A 16,126-nucleotide genomic window follows, 5' to 3' on the forward strand; every position below is an offset into this window, starting at 1 on the left:
CGATTGAGGAGAGTGCCACCGTGCGCAATGAGCGCGAGTTTCCTTCTGCGGGCGGAGCGGGCGCCGGACAAGGCGTCGGCGCTCGGCTGCCGCGAAAGGAAGACGATCGGCTGATGCGGGGCCGAGGCCAGTTCGTGGCCGACATCCGCCTTGCCGGGCTGCAGGACGTTGCTTTTGTGCGCAGCCCTTTGGCGCATGCGCTGATCCGCGGCATCCATGTGCCGGAGCGTTATCGCGGCAGCGTCTTCACTGCGGCGGATCTCGTCGACGTCAATCCGATCCGCGCGGTTTCAGGGTTACCGGGCTTCAAGATTTCCGAGCAGCCGGTGCTTGCCACTGGCAAGGTGCGTCAGGTCGGCGAACTCGTCGCCATGTGCGTGGCGCCGACCCGAGCCGAGGCGGAGGACATTGCGGCCGCGGTGACGCTCGATCTCGAAGAGCTTCCTGCGGTCCATGACATGCGAAAGGCGCGCGAACCGGGTTCGGCGCTGGTGCACGAGCATTGGGGCGATAACGTCTTTCTCGAAACCAACTTCGAGATCGACATCTCCAAGGCGTTCGATGCGCCGATCAAGGTGTCGCGCGAGATATCGACCGCGCGGCAGTGCATGTCGCCGCTCGAAGGGCGTGGCGTGGTCGCGACCTTCGATCACCGCCTCGACCAACTCACGCTCTATTCCTCAGCCCAGATGCCGCACATCACGCGCAGCGGGCTTGCCGAATGCCTTGGCATGGAGCAGGGCCGAATCCGTATCGTTTCGCCTGACGTTGGCGGCGGCTTCGGGCACAAGGGAATCCTGCTGCCGGAAGAAGTCTGCCTTTCCTGGCTGACGATGCATCGCGGTAATCCCGTACGCTGGACCGAGGATCGCCGCGAGCATCTCACCGCCAGCTCGAACTGCCGCGAGCACCACTACAAGATCACCGTCTATGCCGATCGTGACGGCCGGCTGCGCGGCATTGACTGCGAAGCAATCGTCGATTCCGGCGCGTACTCGTCCTATCCGTTCTCGGCGTGCCTTGAGGCGGCGCAGGTCGCCAGCATCCTGCCGGGACCGTATTTGATGCCGGCCTATCGCTGCCGGACGTTTTCGGTCGCCACCAACAAGTGTCCGATCCTGCCTTATCGCGGCGTGGCGCGTACCGGCGTCTGCTTTGCACTTGAACTGATGCTCGATTTGGTCGCGGCGGAAGCCGGGCTGGAGCCGGGCGAAGTCCGTCTGCGCAATCTGGTGCGGCCCGAGCAGATGCCGTTCGACAACATTACCAACAAGCACTTCGACAGCGGCGACTATCCCGAGGCGATGCGGCGGGCGCTTGCGTCCATCGACGTCGAGGGCGTACGGGCGCGTCAGCGCGAGGGTAAAGCAGACAGTCGGCGCATCGGCGTCGGGGTCTCGATCTATTGCGAGCAGGCCGCGCATGGCACGTCGGTTTATTCCGGCTGGGGCATTCCGATGGTGCCCGGCCACGAACAGGCCTCCGCGCGGCTGACGCCGGACGGCGGCCTCGAACTCCGTGTCGGCGTGCATTCGCACGGTCAGGGCATGGAGACGACGCTGGCCCAGGTCGCCCACGAGATGCTGGGCGTCGACGTCGCCAAGACGCGCCTGATCCTCGGCGACACGGCGATGACGCCGTATTCGACCGGCACGTGGGGTTCGCGCTCGATGGTGATGGCAGGCGGCGCTGTCGCAACTGCGTGCCGTGAGCTGGGCGAGCGCGCCAGACGCATCGGTGCCAAGCTGTTGCAGCACGATCCGGCTGCGGTCGTGCTGCAGAGCGGCGAGGTTCGCGGCGTCAACGGCAGCGTCACTTTGAAGGAAATCGCCCATACCTGGTATCGCCGTCCGCAGGATCTGCCTGCTGACGTCGATCCCGGCGGGCTGGAGGTCACGGCTGGCTACAAGCCACAGCGCGATACCGGAACCTTCAGCTATGCCGCGCATGCCGCGGTCGTTGCCGTCGATCCCGATCTCGGAGAGATCGAGATCCTCGATTACGTCATCGTCGAGGACGGCGGCGTTCTCGTCAATCCGATGGTCGTGGACGGCCAGATCTATGGCGGCCTGGCGCAGGGCATCGGCACCGCGCTGTACGAGGAGATGCCGTTCGATGCGGCCGGTCAGCCGCTTGCGACGACGCTCGCGGACTATCTGCTGCCCGGGCCCACCGAAGTGCCGGCGCCGCGTCTCGATCACATGGAGACGTCGTCGCCCTATACGCAGTTCGGCGTGAAGGGCATCGGCGAGGGTGGCGCGATCGCCCCTCCGGCCGCGATCGCTAACGCCGTCAACGATGCGCTGCGCCCGCTTGGCGTCGAACTGATGCAGTCGCCGATTACGCCATATCGCGTCGTCGAGGCGGTCCTGGCCGCGCGCGAAGCAGAAAGGCCGGCGGCATGAAACCGGCGCCTTTCGGCTACGAACGTCCACGCGACTTGCAGGCGGCACTTGCCGTGCTCGACGAGGCCAAGACTGCCGCCAAGATCATCGCCGGTGGCCAGTCGCTTGGTCCCATGCTCAATCTGCGGCTGGTGGAGCCGCAGTTAATCGTTGACATCACGGGGCTTGCCGAGCTCAAGCAGTTCGAGCGTCGCGGCGATGAGCTCGTGATCGGGGCCTGTGTCACCCATGCCGACATCGAGGATGGACGAATTCCGGACGTCACGCGCGGCGCCATGCAGGGCGTCGCCGGCAACATCGCCTACCGCGCCGTGCGCAATCGCGGCACGGTCGGTGGATCGCTCAGCCATGCCGATCCCGCGGCAGACTGGGTATCCGCGCTGTCGGCCCTGGGTGCGCGACTGATGCTGCGAAGCCTTTCAGGCGCGCGCATGGTGGCGATGGAGGAGTTCATCGTCGGCGCGCTCGAATCGGCGCTGCGCGATGGCGAGATCGTCGAGACCATTCATGTTCCGGCGATGCCGGCATCGGCGCACTGGGGCTACGCCAAGAGTTGCCGCAAGACAGGCGAATTCGCGCATGCGATCGGCGCTATCCTGATCGATCCGAGCGCCGCGACCGCCCGCGTCGTGATCGGTGCGATCGATTCTGCGCCCGTCGTCATCACGAAAGCGGCGGAATTGTTCGGCGGACACATTGCCGGCGACTACAAGGATCGCTTCGATGCGCGTGTCGCTGATGTCCTGCTGGCAAAGGCGGGCGTCTCGAATGCAGCGCATCGCCATATTCATGTGAACGTGCTCAAGCGTGCGGTCCGGGAAGCCGGCGTATGAGCATTATCGCACTCACCGTAAATCAGCGCGCGGTGCAGGTATCAGCGGAACCGCGCACCAATCTTGCGGATTTCGTTCGCGAGAAGCTCGACCTGACCGGTACCCATCTCGGCTGTGAACACGGCGTCTGCGGCGCATGCACGGTGCTGCTCGACGGCGTGCCGGCGCGCTCGTGCATCACCTATGCGGTGGCTTGCGAAGGGGCTGAGGTCACCACGATCGAAGGCCTCGACGAGGACAATATTACGACAGAACTTCGCGCGGCCTTCACCCGCGAGCATGCGCTGCAATGCGGCTATTGTACACCGGGAATGCTAGTCTCGGCGCGTGATCTGGTGTTGCGGTTGCCGCAGGCCGATGAGCGCCAGATCCGCGTCGGACTAAGCGGCAATCTGTGCCGGTGTACCGGCTATGTCGGAATCGTCCGGGCGGTCCAGTCCGTGATCGAAGCGCGGCGCGCTCGCAATATCGTGCCAATGCCGGGCGGAGGACGAAAGGTTCTGGGTCCCGTTGGCTCAGGTTCGTAGCGTGCACAACGGTGCCGACCGGGCCGAACGCATCCGGCCGGCAGCAAGCGAACAAACGCCGTCTGAAACGGCCAGTTCGGTTCCTGCAATTCCGGACTTCATCCCCGCCACCGTTCTGAAGCAGCAGTTCAGCGTCGCGCACCCGCCGGAGCTGGTCTTTGCAATGTTCGACGACATCGGTGCTGTCGCGGCCTGCCTTCCCGGCGCGTCGCTGACGGCGCCGCCGAAGCCGGAGCGCGTCGAAGGTGCGATCCGGGTCAGGATTGGCCCGATCGCCGCGACGTTCCAGGGCGCCGCGCGAGTCGAAGGTAATCCGGCCGATATGTCCGGCCGCATCGTCGGCATCGGCAACGACCGGCGCAGCCGGTCTTCGACGCAGGGCGAAATTCGCTATCGACTGGTGCCGATCGAGCAGGGGACGCGCGTCGACATTTCCATCGGATACACGCTCACTGGCATGCTGGCGCAGGTCGGAAGACCGGGGCTGGTGCGCGATCTCGCAGCGCGATTGATCACAGAGTTTGCCGGCAATCTTGACCGTCGCCTGTCGGGCACGCCACCGGGTGACGCTACGACGGCTGAGCTGAACGGAATGTCGCTGGTGTTCAGTCTTTTGCGCGTGCGGGTCGCGGGCTGGGTTGATCGTCTCTCGTCCAAGAATGACGGAGCGACGTGATGGATCGAAGTCTCCGCGCTATGCGGAAACGACGGGTGTGAACTGCGGATAGATGAACAGCGTGAGATTGGAGAACCACATGATACGGACTTTCAGAGTTGTTCCGACGATAGCGCTGGCGGTCGCCTTGTTGGGTGGTGCCGCCAACGCTCAAACCATCAAGATCGGCGTCAATGAACCCCTTACGGGTGCGTTCGCCGCGTCCGGTACCTACGTTGTCAACGGCGCCAAGATCGCGGCCGATGAGATCAACGCAAAGGGCGGCATTCTCGGAAAGAAGCTTGAACTCGTCATTGAGGACAACAAGAGCAATCCGACAGAGGCGGCCGCCGTCGCCGAAAAGCTGATCACGAGCGACAAGGTGCCGGTGCTGATGGGCGCATGGGGTTCGAGCCTGACGCTTGCCGTGATGCCCAAGCTGATGGAATACGAAACGCCGATGGTGGTTGAAACTTCCTCGTCGGGCAAGATCACCACGACCGGCAATCCCTACATCTTCCGTATCTCGCCGCCGTCGGCGATCGAGGCCGCGGCGTTCAAGGGGATCGTCGACAAGCTCGAATTGAAGAAGGTCGATTTCCTCATCATCAACAATGACTGGGGTCGCGGCACCGCTGAAGACTTCAGCAAGATGATGAAGGAGAAGGGCATTGCGGTCGGAGCCGTCGAAACCATGGATCAGGGCGCCCAGGATATGAGCGCTCAGCTTTCCAAGCTGAAGGGCACCGATTCCGAGACCATCATTGTGACGACGGCGGTGGACCAGCTCACGCTGATCTTCAAGCAGGCCGCAGCCCTCGGCCTCAAGAAGCGCATCATAACCACCGGCGGCTCGCAGAATCCGGATCAGATCATCGCGCAGGCGGGTGCGGCCGCCAACGGCACCATGCACCTGACGACCTTCCTGCCCTGGTTCCCCGAGAAGACGCCGAACCCGGAGGCGACCAGCTACTTCATCGCCGAATGGAAGAAGCGCGGCTACGATTTCGCCGGCTGCACCGAAAGCTTCCGGGGCTATGACGGTATCCGCACCGCGGCGGCGGCGATCGAGAAGGCGGGCAAGGCGGAGCCTGCGGCGATCAAGGCGGCACTTTGGGACATCAAGGTGAAAGGTCTGAACGGCGACATCGTGTTCCGCAAGTCCGGTCCCGAAGGCAAGGAAAGCGGCCAGAGCCAGCCCAACGTCTATCTGATCGAAATCACCGACGGCAAGATCGGCATGAAGACGCTCTGACGTTGCTGACCGGCGAGGGCGGCAGCGAATCCGCGGCCGTCGCCGGCATCTGGATATCCGGGGGCCACCTTGAGCGAGTTTCTGCAACATCTGATCAACATGCTGGTGCTCGGCGGCACCTATGCCCTGCTGGGCATCGGTCTCACCTTGATCTTCGGCATCATGAACGTCGTGAACTTCACGCATGGGGTGCTGTATACGTTCGGCGCCTACATCATGTTCATCGTGGTGCATCAGCTCGGAGTCAACTTCTTCCTGGCGCTGCCGCTTGCTGTCGTGGCCGGCTGGCTTCTTGGGGCGGCGATCGAGCTGACCTTGCTGCGGCCGCTGCGCGGCTCCGACATCGATACCACCATGCTTGTCATGATCGGCGCCTGGATCGCGATGCAGTCCGGCGCCTTGTGGATATGGGGCGGCGTGGCGAAATCGGTGACCACGCCTTTCCCCGAGGCGCCACTGGTGCTCGGACCAGTCTCGGTGTCCTGGTTGCGGCTGTTTGTCCTTGCCGCCGCGGCGATGCTGATCGTCGTCACCTATCTCTTGATCAACAAGACAAAACTCGGCTGTGCGATGCGGGCGACATTTCAAGATCAGGACACCGCCTCGCTGATGGGCGTCAATGTCGACCTGATCTATACCTCGACCTTCGCAATCGGTTCCAGCCTTGCCACCGCGGCAGGCGCATTGCTCGGTCCGGTCTACGTCATCTTCCCGCAGATGGGCGATCTCGCCGCCGTCAAGGCATTCGCGATCGTGATCCTGGGCGGGCTCGGCAACATCACCGGCGCGGTGATTGGCGGTTTCATCCTGGCGCTCGCCGAAGAACTCGGCGCCGGCTACGTTTCCTCGGGATACCGCGACGCCATGGGATTTTTGATCATTATCGCGGTTCTGATCTTCAAGCCGACCGGACTTTTCGCGCGCTCGGAGCGCGTCGGATGAAGTCAGGAGTCGCCATTCTCTCGGTCGTCGCGTTCGCCTCGGTGCCGCTCTGGCTGCGCGATCCATATCTCATGAACGCGCTGATCACGACCGGCATATTCATCATCGGAGCGATGAGCCTCAATCTGCTGCTTGGGTTTACCGGTCAGCTCAGCCTTGGTCACATCGCGTTCTTCGGCATTGGCGCCTATGTCAGCGCATTGACGTCGCTTGGCTTCGATGTCGGCTTGCCCTTCGGCTTTCGCGTCGTTCATACCCCCTGGCCGCCAATCGTCGGCTTCGTGTTGGCCATCGTCGTTGCGGGATTGTGCGGATATCTCGTGGGGCTGTTGTCGTTTCGCGTGCGCGGCGCTTACTTCGTGATCGTGACGATTTCCTTTGCCGAAGTGGTCCGGCTGGTGGCGCTGAATTGGGTTGAGCTGACGCAGGGCCCGCTGGCGCTGACCAGCATTCCTTCGATTACGATCGGATTGCCGGGTCTTGGTGATCTGACCCTCCGCACCAAGCTGCAGAACTATTACCTCGTGCTTGCCGTCGCGGTCGTCACCTATGTACTGATCTCGCGCCTGGTCCATTCGCATTTCGGCCGCGCCATGCGCGGGCTGATGGAAAACGAAACACTGGCGGTATCCGTCGGCATCGACGTGACAAAGACGCTCACTTTGGCAGCGGTGATCTCGGCGGGGATCGCAGGCGCGGCCGGCAGCCTTTACGCACACTACATCCGGATCATCGATCCCGAAGTGTTTGCTTTTATCAACACGGTGACGATGGTGATCATGGTCATCACCGGCGGCAAGGGCTCGCTGGCGGGGCCCATCGTCGGCGGAATGATCTTTGGGCTGTTGCCTGTGTTTCTGCGGCCGATCATGGCGCCGGAGGCGCAATGGATCGCGTATGGCGGCGTGCTGATCGTTATCCTGTTCGTATTGCCGCGCGGCATCGTGCCGTCGCTGGCTCTGCGATTTGCGAAACCGCGGAACCGGGCCGAGACGGTTGCACCGGTTACCTTCTCCGAACGCGACGCCAAGGAGCACGCGTGATGATAGCGATCGCCTTGAAGGTCGAGAAGGTCGCTGTGCACTTCGGGGGGCTCGTTGCGCTCTCGGATTTGGACTTCACGGTCGGCGAGGGCGAAATTGTCAGCCTGATCGGGCCCAACGGCGCCGGCAAGACGACGGCTTTCAACGTCGTCACGGGCTTTCTTGATCCAACACGCGGTGCCGTGAGCTATCGTGGAAGCGCGCTCAATGGATTGAAGCCGCATCAGATCGCTGATCTCGGTTTGGCCCGCACCTTCCAGCGCACCAGCGTTTTTCCGAACGACACCGTCTACGACAATCTACTAGTCGGGCTGCACCGCCAGGGGAGAGTCAGCCTTCTCGAAGCCATTCTGGGGCTGCCGCGCGCGCGGTCTTCGGAACGCCGTTTGCGGGAGCGCGCCAGCGAATTGGTCGAATGGGTTGGGCTCGAACGCCGCGCCTACGATCTTGCAGGCTCGCTGTCCTATGGTGAGCAGCGTCTTGTCGGTGTGGCGTTGGCGCTGGCCGCCGAGCCGTCGATGCTGCTGCTCGACGAGCCGGTCTCCGGCATGAACGCCTCGGAAACCCACACCTTCGTGCAGTTGGTTCGCAACATCCGGGATCGCGGCGTCACCATCCTGCTCGTCGAGCACGACATGCCGATGGTGATGAGCGTCTCGGACCGGATCGTCGTGCTGAACTACGGCCGGATCATTGCCGAGGGACCGCCGGACGTGATCCGGAACGACCCGGCCGTGATCGAGGCCTATCTCGGGCAGGGAGCGACACGTGCTTGAGATCCGCGACATGGTGTGTGGCTACGGCGGCGTCATGGCGTTGCGCGGCATTTCGCTGGAGGTCAAGACCGGGCAGCTGGTCGCCTTGATCGGCGCCAACGGCGCCGGCAAGAGCACCACGCTGCGCGCGATCTCCGGGCTCGTTGCGCCGCGTTCGGGATCGATGCTGTTCGAGGGCAAGGACATTGCGGGCGCCAAGCCGCCGCGCGTGGTGGCGAGTGGGATCGCGCATTGTCCGGAAGGACGGCGAGTGTTTCCACATATGACGGTTGAGGAAAATCTCGACATGGGAGCCTATCTGCGCAGCAGTGCTGCCGATATCGCATCCGACCGCGATCGGATCTATGCCGAGTTTCCGCGCCTCGCCGACCGCAAGCGGCAGGCTGCCGGCACCTTGTCCGGCGGCGAACAACAAATGCTGGCGATCGGCCGGGCGCTGATGTCACGTCCGCGCTTGATCATGTTCGACGAACCTTCCCTTGGGCTCGCGCCCAACATCGTCGAGCGAACGTTTGCGATCATCCGCGACATCCGAGATGCCGGAACGACGGTACTGCTGGTCGAGCAGAACGCGTTTGCGGCGCTCGAGATGTGCGACCACGCCTATCTGCTGGAGGGCGGCCGTATCGTTCTTTCCGGTCCTGGTGCGGAGATGATCGAGAACGAGCACGTGCGAAAGGCCTATCTTGGCGGATGAGCCGCCCCCAATGGGCGCGTTGTCAGGCGACGGAAAATGGATGCCGGTCTGTGGGCTCAGCCGGCTGATCTCGCAAACGATCGTCTGCGTCCGCGTGACCGGCGTCGATTTGATCCTGGTCTGGAGCGAAGGACGCGCGGTAGCCTGCGAACGGATGTGCCCGCATGAACAGGCTGACCTCAGTCTCGGACACCTGTTGGGAGGACGCCTTTTCTGTCCCCGTCACGCGGCTTCGTTCGATCTCCGTAATGGCGAGATTTCCTACGGCTGGCCGAGCCGGCCGTTGCGGCTATACCCGGTCCGGATCGGAGACGATCAGGTCTGGATCGACGCCGGGGCGATCAGGTCGGCGGCGACTTAGACGACTGCCACCTGATGAGCGTTCGGGCGATATCGACAAGCGCGCCGTCAGGGCGCCGCAGCTCGCTGAGGATGGTGAAATGGTCTGCGCCTTCGATCGGGAAGAGCTTGCCGGGCGCGCCAGCGGTGGCTCGCATTTCATGAAGCTTGATTGAATCGAAAACCAGCGCCGGCAGTTCGGCCGTGCCGTAGGCGATGTCGAGTCGCTTGCGGACGGCGGTCAGGCGAAGCGGCGATAGTGCCGCGACTTCCGCGCTGGTTAGCTTCAGCGCATTGTTAAGGCCCGTATCGCGGATGGGTCCGAGATCGTACACGCCGGAAATCGCCAGTCCCGCGGCGACGCGCGGGTGACCGAGTGCCATTGCGACGAGGTGGGCGCCGGCGGACCAGCCCGAGAGCACGACGGGTCCGGAGATGTCGTACGACTCTCCGTTTTTGGCCAGCCAGTCGAGCGACAGGGATATCTCCGTCACGATGTCCGTCAACGAAGCGTCGGGCGCCAGCGAATATCCGGGGATGGCAACCGACCAGCCATGGGCCGCGACGCCTTCGACCAGCATTGCAAATACTTCACGCGAATTGCGCTGCCAGTAACCGCCGTGCAGAAAGACCAGGCAGGGCGCTGTCTTGTCGGCGGCCGGATAAAGATCGACCTTCGTCCTTTCGCGGTCGCCATAGGGAACATCAAGAAAGGACTTGCGGCTGGCCCGCAGCGTTTCGGACATCTGATTTCTTTCGGCGATCAGCACTGCGCTGTTCTTTACCGCTGCGTTGTTGTCATAGGCGGCGTCACGCTCTGCTTGGGAAAGCGCAGCCCAGTTCAGCCGGGGATCGAGAGTCTTGTCCTTCGTCGCCGAGATATCAGTCACGCGTCACTCCTGATGAACCAAAGCGTTCATTGTTGTTCAAATCCGATAAGGGACGATCATGAGTTTAGTACGACCAAGCCGCCCGCTCGGTCTCGGTATGCTGCCGGGCGTCAGCGAGCGCAGCATGTGGATGTCCGGATTGACCAGGTTCATGGGGGGTAGCACCATGCAATTTTCGTGCTTGGAAACGAGAGTGCGCGGGTGCCGACAAATGAAATGAGGTGTCAGTGGCCGGCGCGGGATGTTTGCTGTGCTGCATAGGTACCCAGCAAAATCGCTGGATATGTCGCCGCCGGCGCAGTCGGTGGCATGGAAATTGCTGAACGTTTGGCTACAGTTCGTCGGTCAGCACGCGGAGATTTGGAATGCTTGAGGGAGCCGAAGTGCGGCTTGCCGTCGATATCGGGGGCACTTTCACGGATATCGTCTTGGATGTGGGTCAGGATCGCAGGACGCGTAAGGTGCTGACGACGCCCGCACGACCGGAGCAGGCGGTGCTGGACGGGATGCGTCTCATTCTGGTCGACGCGCGCGCCCGCATGAGCGATATCGACGTCTTCATTCACGGCACGACGCTTGCGACCAACGCCGTCATCGAACGCCGCGGCGCGAAGACGGCGCTTGTCGCGACGCAAGGTTTCCGCGACGTGCTCGATATCGGTACCGAGAGCCGTTACGATCAGTACGACCTTGCGATCGACAAGCCGAAACCGCTGGCGCCGCGCGCCCTCCGTTTCACGGTCCCCGAGCGCATCGATGCGCAGGGCGCCGTGCGGTTGCCGCTCGAAGAAGCCGCCGTGCGTGCACTCGTGCCCGAGCTGCGCGCGCAGAATGTGGAAAGCGTCGCCATCGCCTTCCTCCACTCCTATGCCAATCCCGAGCACGAACGGCGCGCCGCTGCGATCCTGAAAGAGGAAATGCCGGGCATCTGGGTAACGCTGTCGTCGGCTGTGTGCCCCGAAATCCGCGAATACGAGCGGACCTCAACCGCCGTCGCCAATGCCTATGTGCAGCCGTTGATCGACGGCTATCTCGCGCGCATGGCCGAGGCGCTGCAGGTCGAGCAGTTTCGCGGCGCCATTTATCTCGTGACCTCAGGCGGCGGCGTCACCTCGATCGAGACGGCACGGCGCTTTCCGGTGCGCCTGGTCGAATCGGGGCCGGCAGGTGGCGCGATTTTTGCGGCGCAGGTCGCGGCGCGTCTGGGCGAGAGCAGGGTCCTGTCCTTCGACATGGGTGGCACCACCGCGAAGATCTGCCTGATCGAAAAGTACCAGCCCGAAACCTCGCGCGTGTTCGAGGTCGATCGCGCCGCCCGTTTCCTGAAAGGGTCGGGCCTGCCGGTGCGCATTCCCGTGATCGAGATGGTCGAGATCGGCGCCGGCGGCGGCTCGATCGCGCGTGTCGACGCCCTGAAGCGTGTCACGGTCGGGCCCGAGAGCGCGTCATCCGAGCCGGGGCCGGCCTGCTACGGCCGCGGCGGTCAACGCCCCGCCGTGACGGATGCGGACGTTGCGCTCGGCAAGATCGATCCGGACGCCTTTGCAGGCGGGACGATCAAGCTTAACCTCGAACTGTCCAAACAGGCCTTATTGCGCGACATTGGTGAACCGCTGGGACTATCGGCGGAAACGTCGGCCTACGCCGTGCATGAGGTCGTGTGCGAGAACATGGCGAGCGCCGCCCGCGTCCATGCGGTCGAGCGTGGCGCTGTCGTTGGCCAGCACACCCTGATCGCCTTCGGCGGCGCCGCGCCGTTGCATGCGGCCCGCGTCGCCGAGAAGATCGGCGTCGCGCGTGTGATCGTACCGTCCAATGCCGGCGTCGGCTCGGCCGTCGGATTTCTTGCGGCGCCCATCGCCTATGAGCTGGTGCGCAGCCGTCATGTCAGGCTCGATGCGTTCGATGCCACGGCTTTGTCCGACCTGCTGGATGAGATGGCGACCGAGGCGCGCGCCCTGGTCGAGCCCGGCGCCGCCGGTGCTCCAGTGCGCGAACGGCGCGTCGCCTTCATGCGGTATGTCGGACAGGGACACGAGATCACGGTCGAGCTGCCGAACCGGCGGTTGACGGCCGCGGACCTCGCAAGCCTGCGCCAGGCCTTCGAGACGGATTATGCGGCCTTGTTCGAGCGACCGATTCCCGGCGCTGCGATCGAGGTGCTAAGCTGGTCGGTGCTCGCGACCACCGAGCCGCGCAATCCGTCGCGCGTTACCGAGGTGACGCGCAAGCCGGCCGGAAAAGCCGCTGGCAGCCGCAAGTTTTTCGATGGCCGCGCGGGGAAGGTTGTCGAAATTCCGCTGTACCGACGCGACGAGATGGCACCGGGAGCGACCATCGCGGGACCCGCTGTGATCGCCGAAGATGAGACATCGACATTCGTCTCGACGAGCTTCGATGCCCATATCGACGGTGCCGGCAGTATTGTCATGGAACGGAAGGCGGCATGACCATGAATGAGCCAAGCGGCGCGAGCCTGATCGATCTGCAGATCATGTGGCACCGGCTGATCGCCGTGGTCGAAGAGCAGGCGCAGGTACTGCTGCGCACGGCCTTCAGCCCGATCGTGCGCGAATGTGGCGACCTCTCGGCCGGTGTGTTCGACCTCAAGGGGCGTATGCTGGCGCAGGCCGTTACGGGTACGCCGGGCCACGTCAATTCCATGGCCGAGTCGGTCAAACATTTCATCGCGCGTTTCCCGATCGAAACGATGAAGCCGGGTGACGCCTACATCACCAACGATCCCTGGATGGGGACCGGCCATCTCAACGACTTCGTCGTCACCACGCCCTGCTTCAAGGACGGCAAGGCGGTTGCACTGTTTTCCTGCACCAGCCATCTGATGGATATCGGCGGTATCGGTTTCGGCCCTGATGCCACCGACGTCTTCATGGAGGGGCTCTATATCCCGATGCTGAAGCTGATCGATCAGGGTGTCGTCAATGAGACGCTGATGGCGATGATCCGCAGCAACACGCGTCTGCCGATCGACACCGAGGGCGACACCTATTCGCTGGCCGGCTGCAACGATGTCGGCTGCCAGCGCCTTGTCGAGATGATGCACGAATTCGAGATCGATTCGCTCGATACGCTCGGCGATTTCATCTGTGACCGCTCGCGGGAGGCGGTGCTGGCCGAGATCGCCAAGCTGCCGAAGGGTGTCTGGCGCAACAGCATGGTCGTTGATGGCTATGACGCGCCGGTCACGCTCGCGGCGACGCTGACGATCTCGGAAGAGGGCATTCACGTCGACTTCGACGGTACCTCGGGCGCCTCGAAGTTCGGGATCAATGTGCCGCTCTCCTACACCACCGCCTACACTGTATTCGGCCTCGGCTGCGTGGTCGCCTCGCAGATCCCGAACAATGCGGGCTCGCTCTCGCTGCTGACTGTCGCGGCACCCGCGGGCTCGATCCTCAACGCGCCGAAGCCGGCGCCGGTGGCGTCGCGCCATGTCATCGGCCAGATGCTGCCCGACGTGGTGTTCGGGTGCCTGCGTCAGATCATTCCCGAGCGGGTGCCGGCTGAAGGCACGTCCTGCCTGTGGAATCTCAATGTGCGCGGACAAACACGCAGCGGCGCCGGCGGCAATTACGGGTTCTCGATGGCGGTGACGAGCAACGGTGGCACCGGTGCGCGTTTTGCCAAGGATGGATTGTCGGCCACGGCCTATCCCAGCGGCGTACGCGGCACGCCGGTCGAGATCGCGGAGACGCAGACGCCGTTGATCTTCTGGCGCAAGGAGCTGCGTCCGGATTCCGGCGGTGCCGGCCGAACGCGCGGAGGTCTCGGCCAGATCATCGAAGTCGGCAGCGGCGTCGATGCTCCGTTCGACATTCTGGCAGCCTTCGACCGCATTGATCATCCGCCCCGCGGCCGTGATGGCGGCTGTGACGGCGAAGCCGGCTATGTCGGACTGAAGTCGGGACAGAAGCTGCGCGGCAAAGGCTTCCAGACCGTGCCGCCGGACGATCGGCTTGTGGTGATGACGCCTGGCGGCGCCGGGATCGGCGACCCAAGGCGACGCGCGCCGGCAAGCGTGCACGACGATGTCGAAAGCGGCCTGGTGTCGCACGCGAATGCGGTTGCGGTTTACGGTTTCGCGGGTTGACGCGTCCGGCGGCGGCTTTGCGCTTCAACTTCACCAAAACGGAGAGGACGGATGATTACGCGACGGACTTTCACGACGGGAGCGGCGACGATGCTCGCCGCCGGTCATCTCTCGACGCGCGGCATGGCCACAACGGCGAGCTGGGACTTGTCGACGGTGTGGCCTGACGGCAATTTCCACACCCATAACGCCATGGCTTTCGCAGATGCGGTCAAGAAGCAGACCGACGGGGTCGTCAATATCACGGTGAAGGCCGGCGGCCAGCTCGGCTTCAAGGGACCTGAACATCTGCGCGCCGTGCGCGATGGTTTGGTTCCGCTGGCCGACGTGCTCAATATCCAGCAGGTTGGCGACGAGCCCTTCATGGGCGTCGAAAGCATTCCGTTTCTCGCCGTCTCCATGGACGAGCTGAAGATCCTGCACAAGTATGTGCGACCCGAATACGACAAGATCGCCGCGCGCAACAACCAGAAGATTCTCTATATCGTGCCTTGGCCGACGCAATACCTTCACCTCAAGGTGAAGGTGGCGGGCGTCGAGGGGCTGAAGAACATCAAGATACGCGTGCCCGACAAGAATGCCGTCGACATGCTGAACGCGGTCGGCATGGCGCCGGTCATGATTCCCTGGGGCGAGACGATTCCAGCACTGGCGTCGGGCGCGGTCGCCGGGGTTTCGACCTCGGCGGTGTCCGGTGTCGATGGCAAGTTTTGGGAGTTCATGAAGTACGTCTATCCGACCAACCATGTGTGGTCGTCGCAGATGCTGACTGTCAATCTCGATTCCTGGAAGGCTTTGAGTGCGGATCAGCAGAAACTGGTCGCCGACATCGCCGCGAAGATGGAGCCGGATTTCTGGGCGAATTCGCTTAAAGCCGACGTCGACAGCCTCAACCGCCTCAAGGAGGGCGGCATGGAGGTGGTACCGGTGCCGGATGCGATGATGACGGATATCCGCGCCCGGACCGCGCCGCTGCTGGAGGCCTTCCTCAAGCGTGTACCGGCGGCGGACAAGCCGGTGAGGGCCTATCTCGCCGAAATCAAGCGTTAGGCGTGGCTGTGGTGAGTGTCCTGCCTGCTCCCCCAGAAAGCCTCAACGAGGCGGCGCCGCCGCCGCTGCGCATCCTGCTCGATGCGATCGATCGCCTCGGCCGGCTCGACGGCTGGATCGGCGGCGGCTGCCTGCTGACGTTGACGCTGTTGATGCTTGCCGAGGTCGCGACGCGTTTGCTGTCGAATCTTTTGCCGTTCTTTCCTCCGACCATCTCGATCGCATGGGAATATTCCTCCTATCTCATGGCGGCTTCCTTCACCTTCGGCGCTGCCATGACGCTGCGCGTCGGCGGCCATATCCGTGTCGTGCTGCTGCTGAAGAACGTACCGGCGCCGGTCGGACGTGCGCTTGAGATCCTTTCGGCGTTCGCCGGCTTCGTCTTCATGGCGTTCCTGACCTCGGCGATGGTCAAGTTCGCCTGGGGATCCTTCACGCGCGGGCAACTGTCGACTACAAGCGACACGCCGCTGTGGTTTCCGCAAGCCGTCGTCACCTTCGGGATGCTGCTGCTGACGCTGCAATTCCTGGCGCGCGCCATCCAGGCGGCGCTAGGGCTGCCGCTCGAAGACCATCGCATGAAGGCTTCGCCCGTCGAATGAC

At 63.4% G+C, this 16,126-nt stretch carries 13 protein-coding genes and 1 pseudogene; 13 read left to right on the forward strand and 1 reads right to left on the reverse strand.

Translation table 11 applies throughout. From position 1 onward, the window contains the following. The first annotated feature begins 2 nt into the window (after window positions 1-2). The 9 genes and pseudogenes from V1277_RS22810 to V1277_RS22855 all read left to right on the forward strand — a co-directional run bounded on the left by V1277_RS22810 (window position 3) and on the right by V1277_RS22855 (window position 9,494). Window positions 3-2,405: a xanthine dehydrogenase family protein molybdopterin-binding subunit gene (locus V1277_RS22810; RefSeq protein ID WP_334420432.1), complete on the forward strand. Its 2,403-nt coding sequence runs from the start codon at window positions 3-5 to the stop codon at window positions 2,403-2,405. Then, window positions 2,402-3,238 (forward strand): FAD binding domain-containing protein, encoded by an 837-nt coding sequence (locus V1277_RS22815; protein WP_334418206.1) that lies wholly within the window; start codon window positions 2,402-2,404, stop codon window positions 3,236-3,238. The genes V1277_RS22810 and V1277_RS22815 overlap by 4 nt, the downstream gene beginning before the upstream one ends. Continuing rightward, window positions 3,235-4,441, forward strand: a pseudogene (locus V1277_RS35035) (xanthine dehydrogenase family Fe-S subunit). Before V1277_RS22815 ends, V1277_RS35035 begins: the two are co-directional and overlap by 4 nt. Before the next feature lie 79 nt (window positions 4,442-4,520). After that, a complete protein-coding gene (locus tag V1277_RS22830) occupies window positions 4,521-5,675 on the forward strand; it encodes an ABC transporter substrate-binding protein (protein ID WP_334369773.1) in 1,155 nt (384 codons plus the stop codon). Between the two features lie 69 nt (window positions 5,676-5,744). Continuing rightward, a complete protein-coding gene (locus tag V1277_RS22835) occupies window positions 5,745-6,617 on the forward strand; it encodes a branched-chain amino acid ABC transporter permease (RefSeq protein WP_334418209.1) in 873 nt (290 codons plus the stop codon). Then, the gene (locus tag V1277_RS22840; RefSeq protein WP_334418210.1) at window positions 6,614-7,660 is read left to right on the forward strand and encodes a branched-chain amino acid ABC transporter permease; all 1,047 of its coding nucleotides are present in this window, start codon (window positions 6,614-6,616) and stop codon (window positions 7,658-7,660) included. The genes V1277_RS22835 and V1277_RS22840 overlap by 4 nt, the downstream gene beginning before the upstream one ends. Further along, the gene (locus V1277_RS22845) at window positions 7,660-8,436 is read left to right on the forward strand and encodes an ABC transporter ATP-binding protein (RefSeq protein WP_334420433.1); all 777 of its coding nucleotides are present in this window, start codon (window positions 7,660-7,662) and stop codon (window positions 8,434-8,436) included. The genes V1277_RS22840 and V1277_RS22845 overlap by 1 nt, the downstream gene beginning before the upstream one ends. Beyond that, window positions 8,429-9,133 (forward strand): ABC transporter ATP-binding protein, encoded by a 705-nt coding sequence (locus tag V1277_RS22850; protein ID WP_334418211.1) that lies wholly within the window; start codon window positions 8,429-8,431, stop codon window positions 9,131-9,133. Before V1277_RS22845 ends, V1277_RS22850 begins: the two co-directional genes overlap by 8 nt. A gap of 10 nt (window positions 9,134-9,143) precedes the next feature. Further along, window positions 9,144-9,494, forward strand: a complete 351-nt coding sequence (locus tag V1277_RS22855; protein WP_334418212.1) for a Rieske (2Fe-2S) protein — start codon at window positions 9,144-9,146, stop codon at window positions 9,492-9,494. Here V1277_RS22855 and V1277_RS22860 read toward each other — a convergent pair. Then, the gene (locus tag V1277_RS22860) at window positions 9,475-10,362 is read right to left on the reverse strand and encodes an alpha/beta hydrolase (protein WP_334418213.1); all 888 of its coding nucleotides are present in this window, start codon (window positions 10,360-10,362) and stop codon (window positions 9,475-9,477) included. The two genes, V1277_RS22855 and V1277_RS22860, sit on opposite strands and share 20 nt — an antisense overlap. 365 nt (window positions 10,363-10,727) lie before the next feature. On the opposite strand from V1277_RS22860, the gene V1277_RS22865 reads away from it, so the two are divergent. The 4 genes from V1277_RS22865 to V1277_RS22880 are packed head-to-tail and all read left to right on the forward strand — an operon-like array spanning window position 10,728 to window position 16,125. Further along, entirely contained in the window at window positions 10,728-12,812 is a 2,085-nt protein-coding gene (locus V1277_RS22865) for a hydantoinase/oxoprolinase family protein (RefSeq protein ID WP_334418214.1), read from the forward strand. A gap of 2 nt (window positions 12,813-12,814) precedes the next feature. After that, window positions 12,815-14,473: a hydantoinase B/oxoprolinase family protein gene (locus V1277_RS22870; protein WP_334420434.1), complete on the forward strand. Its 1,659-nt coding sequence runs from the start codon at window positions 12,815-12,817 to the stop codon at window positions 14,471-14,473. A 51-nt stretch (window positions 14,474-14,524) separates the two neighbouring features. After that, complete coding sequence (locus V1277_RS22875; RefSeq protein ID WP_334418215.1) at window positions 14,525-15,523, forward strand: TRAP transporter substrate-binding protein; 999 nt, start codon at window positions 14,525-14,527, stop codon at window positions 15,521-15,523. An 8-nt stretch (window positions 15,524-15,531) separates the two neighbouring features. After that, window positions 15,532-16,125, forward strand: a complete 594-nt coding sequence (locus V1277_RS22880; protein WP_334420435.1) for a TRAP transporter small permease subunit — start codon at window positions 15,532-15,534, stop codon at window positions 16,123-16,125. The last annotated feature ends 1 nt before the right edge of the window (window position 16,126 follow it).

It is taken from the genome of Bradyrhizobium sp. AZCC 1588 (genome assembly GCF_036924735.1).
Taxonomy (GTDB): Bacteria; Pseudomonadota; Alphaproteobacteria; order Rhizobiales; family Xanthobacteraceae; genus Bradyrhizobium.

Coding starts and splice junctions, on each gene's coding strand:
- V1277_RS22815 (WP_334418206.1), top strand. CDS start 2,402: ATGAAACCGGCGCCTTTCGGCTACGAACGTCCACGCGACTTGCAGGCG.
- V1277_RS22830 (WP_334369773.1), top strand. CDS start 4,521: ATGATACGGACTTTCAGAGTTGTTCCGACGATAGCGCTGGCGGTCGCC.
- V1277_RS22840 (WP_334418210.1), top strand. CDS start 6,614: ATGAAGTCAGGAGTCGCCATTCTCTCGGTCGTCGCGTTCGCCTCGGTG.
- V1277_RS22845 (WP_334420433.1), top strand. CDS start 7,660: ATGATAGCGATCGCCTTGAAGGTCGAGAAGGTCGCTGTGCACTTCGGG.
- V1277_RS22855 (WP_334418212.1), top strand. CDS start 9,144: ATGGGCGCGTTGTCAGGCGACGGAAAATGGATGCCGGTCTGTGGGCTC.
- V1277_RS22865 (WP_334418214.1), top strand. CDS start 10,728: ATGCTTGAGGGAGCCGAAGTGCGGCTTGCCGTCGATATCGGGGGCACT.
- V1277_RS22870 (WP_334420434.1), top strand. CDS start 12,815: ATGAATGAGCCAAGCGGCGCGAGCCTGATCGATCTGCAGATCATGTGG.
- V1277_RS22875 (WP_334418215.1), top strand. CDS start 14,525: ATGATTACGCGACGGACTTTCACGACGGGAGCGGCGACGATGCTCGCC.